At 47.4% G+C, this 5,017-nt stretch carries 4 protein-coding genes and 2 pseudogenes; 1 reads left to right on the forward strand and 5 read right to left on the reverse strand.

Annotated elements, in window-relative coordinates:
• The first annotated feature begins 212 nt into the window (after positions 1-212).
• Positions 213-431 (forward strand): hypothetical protein, encoded by a 219-nt coding sequence (locus tag DZ54_RS24890; protein ID WP_338057058.1) that lies wholly within the window; start codon positions 213-215, stop codon positions 429-431.
• A gap of 138 nt (positions 432-569) precedes the next feature.
• On the opposite strand, the gene DZ54_RS26205 is transcribed toward DZ54_RS24890, so the two are convergent.
• The 5 genes and pseudogenes from DZ54_RS26205 to DZ54_RS21600 all read right to left on the reverse strand — a co-directional run.
• The gene (locus DZ54_RS26205; RefSeq protein WP_240474000.1) at positions 570-1,430 is read right to left on the reverse strand and encodes a hypothetical protein; all 861 of its coding nucleotides are present in this window, start codon (positions 1,428-1,430) and stop codon (positions 570-572) included.
• Between the two features lie 259 nt (positions 1,431-1,689).
• Complete coding sequence (locus DZ54_RS26210) at positions 1,690-2,595, reverse strand: AlbA family DNA-binding domain-containing protein (RefSeq protein WP_240474001.1); 906 nt, start codon at positions 2,593-2,595, stop codon at positions 1,690-1,692.
• A 469-nt stretch (positions 2,596-3,064) separates the two neighbouring features.
• Positions 3,065-3,361, reverse strand: coding sequence for a DNA-binding transcriptional regulator Fis (gene fis, locus DZ54_RS0112800; protein WP_021024113.1), 297 nt, complete (start codon positions 3,359-3,361; stop codon positions 3,065-3,067).
• A gap of 22 nt (positions 3,362-3,383) precedes the next feature.
• Positions 3,384-4,348: pseudogene (gene dusB, locus DZ54_RS21595) on the reverse strand (tRNA dihydrouridine synthase DusB).
• A gap of 229 nt (positions 4,349-4,577) precedes the next feature.
• Positions 4,578-5,017 (reverse strand): annotated as a pseudogene (locus DZ54_RS21600) (50S ribosomal protein L11 methyltransferase); the annotation flags it as partial.

Consider the following 5,017-nt stretch of genomic DNA (forward strand, 5'->3'; position numbering starts at 1 on the left):
TAGTCGTTCGAGCAATGGGATGAGCTTGTTCGACGACTCAACAATGACCATCGGCTGCCATCGATCGGCTGGTGCATCATGCGATCATTCTTCACTGTGAAGGTGAAAGCTACCGACGCAAAATGGCAATGAGAGAAGGTAGTTAGAAATCAGTATCAACCGGCCAGGATAATTGACGGAAAACCGGCCAAGATAATTGACGCTCTATAGACATTCGCGAAGAAGCGACCTTACACACCTGTGCAGAAGTGAAAGGGATCACCCAGCGGCGCCTAAACGAAGTCTCAGAGAAGATAGCAGCCCTTGAACGGGTAAAGCATGCCCTGACACGTTTAAATGCCGCCTGCTGCGGTATGGACGACGATGACGCGACCCATTGCTCGATATTGGAAACGTTAGCCAGCAGTGATGAATCGAACCAAGCCCATTGATATGTGCCCGCCCGTTAAAACCTGTCCGTTAAAAACAAAAACGGGCTAACCGATTGGCGGCCAGCCCGTTTTACCATAGCCAAACCAATGATTGATTAGTTCATGCCGTATCATTGGATTTCTTGTGTTTGTTTTGCTTTAGCTTTCTTTGACTAATGAGGTATAGCCTTGTCTTGGGTGATTTTTGTACTGAGGGAAAGCCAAACCAAGCTGTTCATTGTCTACCATAGCTTTAAGGTACTGCTGGCGTATTGATTGTTGGTCTCTATCTAAAATGACTGCTAAGGCAGCGGCGGAAACGTAGTGCCCCTTGCATACATTGGCGATAGCAGAGGTCATCTGTTCTTTTCTGAGGCGCTTCTTCTTTCTCGGTTCTCGAGCAAAAGCCATTAGCTCCTCTCTGATGCTACTGCTCAACTCTTCCACTCTGTCTATAAATGGTAAGTCAAAATGCTCTAGAGCGATGAGGCGGCCGTGATTATCTCTATTTGAAGGGGCTTCACTATGTTTGGAGCTCCCTTCGTTATGTGTGGAGTTGAAGCCGTTATGTGTGGAGCTAGGCTCGTTATGTGTGGAGGTTTCGAGAGAGCTTGCAATATTTCTAGTGCTAATAGAGGCAAATACTTCGTCTGGAGTAGGTAGTGTTACGCCGGGCAATGTGTAGGTCTTTTGTTTCTGCTCCCCATTTGAAACAAGAAATCCTTTCCCTTCTAAACGAGGTAAAGCGAGTGTAACTTCCCTTGAGTGGCGAGTTGTGAGCTGGCAAGCACGTTCATGGTTGATCCATCCTTCCACTGCTGCGGTTGTCACAATGAGTTGTTCAAAGCCATCCAGTTTGTTGAAGCTGTCACCAAACTGTTGGTGTAGAAGCTCACGAATGTCATTTGGGATTAAACTAGCTGTAGATAGCTCTAATAATGTTTGAGCCGGCGGCATTTTCTCCCAGAGCTTTGGAGTGCGCCAGTTTACGGATTTCCACCCACTAAAGATTTTGGTCATWCCAGAACCAGCCTCTCACCTAAGCCTATCAGAAGAAACATCTGATGTAACAGACGGTTGCGACAATCACTGGTTCCCCCTGCAATGACCTCTTCCAGAGGTATTCGCAATAGACCGGGGTTTCGAAAACCGAACATGTCCGGGCGTTTTACGACTAAAATAGAAACGCGATCAGAAAAGTCTGCATGGACGATGCAATTTACTAATGCTTCACGAAGCGCTGTGTGGACAGGAGTATCAGCTTTGCGTTGCCCTTGTTCTAGCGTGAATGGTACTTTGAGCTCGGCTTTAAGCTTTTGATAGACTCGGCGATAGAAATCAAAAAGGTTGCCAGACCAAGTGCCATCAGGCAGATACGATCAATCCATCGTAATTCAGTTTTGGCTTCGGGTCGCTCCTGATAATCAACAAAGTAATTAGGTGCTGCTGCTGTAATAGCTTCCCAATTACCGAACATTAGTATGCCTGCTATGGTGATCCCTTGCTTGCCTGTTTCACGGTCTTTTCGCCACCCACCTATCTTTTGGAATAATTCGAAGAGTTCATATTCAAGATATGGATGTTGGGGGCTATGTGCTGCGAGTAGGTTGCGGTAGGTTTTCAAGCTATCAATGTTGATATCGTCAGCAAAACTGTAATGAGCCGAAAGGATTTCATTATCGCGACTGTCATGGAGCTGTTCAGCCAGCATGCGCTTTACTGTTTCATCGTCACAGCGGCGATCGCCTTCGTGCATACGCAAGTAAGTATTTCCGAAAGGCGTTTTCTTCAGATGAACTGGCTTTTGCTTGCGAGATGCTGGTGGAATATGAATAGCTAGTACAGGCTTTCCTTGTAGTATTACATGTTGTGCATCCTGATCGGATATTACATTGTTACTGACTTTGTCGCGATCATTGAGTTGATTGAAAAGGTCTGTTTTTACTTTTTCAGGTTCGACGACGCCAACCGGAGTAAATTCTCCGTGCTTTTCTTGTACACCGAGTATAACCCAGCCACCACGCCCATTGGCCATGGCCGAGTAGGATGACCAGAAGTCTTTGGGTAATGTACCTTTACCGTCTTTACCACCAGCCAGTTTGAACTCGACTTGGTCAGACTCAACTAGGGTTTTAAGGTCTAGGATATCCTCGATGGTTATGTTCATTTGCTCACCGCTGCGCATGGTGGTTGCTGTTCACTTGATAAGACTGAATATGATACTGGTTTTTAAAGGCTCGGTCTGCTGATGAAGCAGCAGATTGTATGATATCTGTTGTGATGACCAACTGAAATAACTTAGGTGTCAAGCGTGATATTTTTCAAATCAATCATCTAGATACTCTTTATCAGATGCTGACAGCGGCCTGAAAAACTTCTGGAAGACAACCATTGGAGCATAGACATGAAACGACAGGTGAGGTGTATGGTTTATTTAAGGTGTCCATGAGCCATAAACGTTATACCAAAAAATTCAAAATCGAAGCAGTAAAAAAGTACACTGTAGACGGTCAGGGTTACTTGGTTGGGTGGACTGCAGACATATCCAGAGCCTTAAATCCCTATCGAATATACATATCAGGACAGAGAACAAAAAAAGCCGTGCCCCTAGAAAGGTAGCACGGCTCTACTCTCAATAATTTATGCCTCGACAATCAGTTCATGCCGTATTTTTTCAGTTTCTTACGCAATGTACCGCGGTTGATGCCCATCATGGTGGCTGCGCGGGTTTGGTTACCGCGGGTGTATTGCATGATGGTATCCAGCAGTGGCTGCTCAACTTCTGCGAGGACAAGCTCATACAGATCGTTGACTTCCTGGCCATTCAATTGCGCGAGGTAGTTCTTCAAGGACGCTTTTACAGAGTCACGAAGTGGCTTTTGCGTAATTTGATCTTGTGAAGTTACAGTTGTTACTGTCAATGTTTCGGAAGTCAGGTTTTGTTCGAACATATTCTGTCAGCTCTTCTCGTATTTATGCAACGTTGTCGAAGTAGCCTTGCAGCGCATCGATCTGCTGGTGTGCATCTTCGATTGCGTTGAAGGTGCGGCGAAAGTCGCCTATTTGATCATGCTCTTTTAGATACCAGCCACGTGCTTTCGGGCAATACGTAATCCTTTGAGCTCCCCATAAAATTGATGAAGCTCTTGAACATGACCCAACAAAATTGTCCTCACCTCTTCTAAAGAAGGGGCAGGCAAGTGCTCACCTGTGGTGAGATAATGGTGGATTTCGCGAAAAATCCACGGGCGTCCCTGAGCAGGGCGACCAATCATTACGGCATCTGCCCCTGTGTAGTCGAGGACATACTGGGCCTTTTCTGGTGAATCAATGTCGCCATTGGCTATCACCGGAATCGATACCGCTGCTTTCGCAGCTTTAATGCTGTCGTACTCTGCTTCACCTTTGTACATGCAGGCACGAGTACGACCGTGCAGTGCAAGGGCTTGGATACCACAATCTTCCGCCATCCGGGCGATCGTTACACAGTTCTTATTGTCCGGATCCCAGCCTGTACGCGTTTTAAGCGTCACGGGAACATCCACCGCGTTTACCGTGGCTGTTAGGATTTGCTCAATCAGATCAGGTCGGGTAAGCAAGGCAGAGCCTGCCAGCTTTTTGTTGACCTTCTTCACTGGGCAACCCATGTTGATGTCAATCACTTGCGCCCCGTTTTCGACACAAAATCGCGCCGCCTCAGCCATGAGTTCTGGTTCAGCGCCGGCGATTTGCACCGAACGTAGACCGGATTCGTCAATATGCACCATGCGCTTTTGCGATTTGCTCGTTCGCCACAACGCTGGATTGGATGACATCATTTCACTGATAGCCATACCGGCACCATGCGCGAGGCATAGCTCACGAAATGGTCGGTCCGTCACGCCGGCCATTGGGGCGACGATCAAAGGGACATCCAGGGTGTAAGGTCCGATACGCAAAAGCTCTAAATCCTCTTCAGCCGCTCTGAGTCAGCAAGGGCGCGCATTTTACGCATTTTTGACGCATCTGAAAAGGACAATATTTGAGCATTGATGGCTTGATTTTTACAGCATTTTTTGTATTACGTGCGTTTCGCCGATTAATCAAGCAGTTCTAGTAACACGTCAGTCATGGTTTACCAATAAATGTGGATGTCGCGGTAAGCCAATGAGGCATCCATTTGGCCAACTACGCGGGCAAATACCCACTGATGCGACACCACTCTTCACGCTCTACGATCGGATCAATATTGAGGCGATTACGGTAATGATTAGCTACATCTTCGGCTTGGGTCTCTAGCACGCCAGACATCGCGAGTTGTCCATTGGGTTTGATCAGCCCTTTGATCACATCGGAGAGCTCACGTAGTGGGCCGGCGAGAATATTGGCCACCACCACATCGGCGGTGAGATCGGCAGGTTGGTCGTTGGAAGATAAAGATGCAGTTGATCGGCGACGCCATTGCGCTCAGCGTTATCTTGGGAGGCTAGCAGGGCTTGGGGATCGATATCAATCCCGATCACGCGCGTGGCTCCCAGCTTAATGGCAGCAATAGCAAGAATGCCCGAGCCGCAGCCAAAATCAATCACGGTTTTTCCGTTGAGATCCAAGCTATCAAGCCACTCCAA

Origin of the sequence: Salinivibrio socompensis S35 (assembly GCF_000513715.1) — a bacterium.
In the GTDB taxonomy this organism is placed as follows: domain Bacteria; phylum Pseudomonadota; class Gammaproteobacteria; order Enterobacterales; family Vibrionaceae; genus Salinivibrio; species Salinivibrio socompensis.

Bases quoted from the DNA above. Each gene is read 5' to 3' on its own strand.
- DZ54_RS26210 (WP_240474001.1), bottom strand. From the start codon at position 2,595: ATGCGCAGCGGTGAGCAAATGAACATAACCATCGAGGATATCCTAGAC.
- fis (WP_021024113.1), bottom strand. From the start codon at position 3,361: ATGTTCGAACAAAACCTGACTTCCGAAACATTGACAGTAACAACTGTA.
- DZ54_RS26205 (WP_240474000.1), bottom strand. From the start codon at position 1,430: ATGACCAAAATCTTTAGTGGGTGGAAATCCGTAAACTGGCGCACTCCA.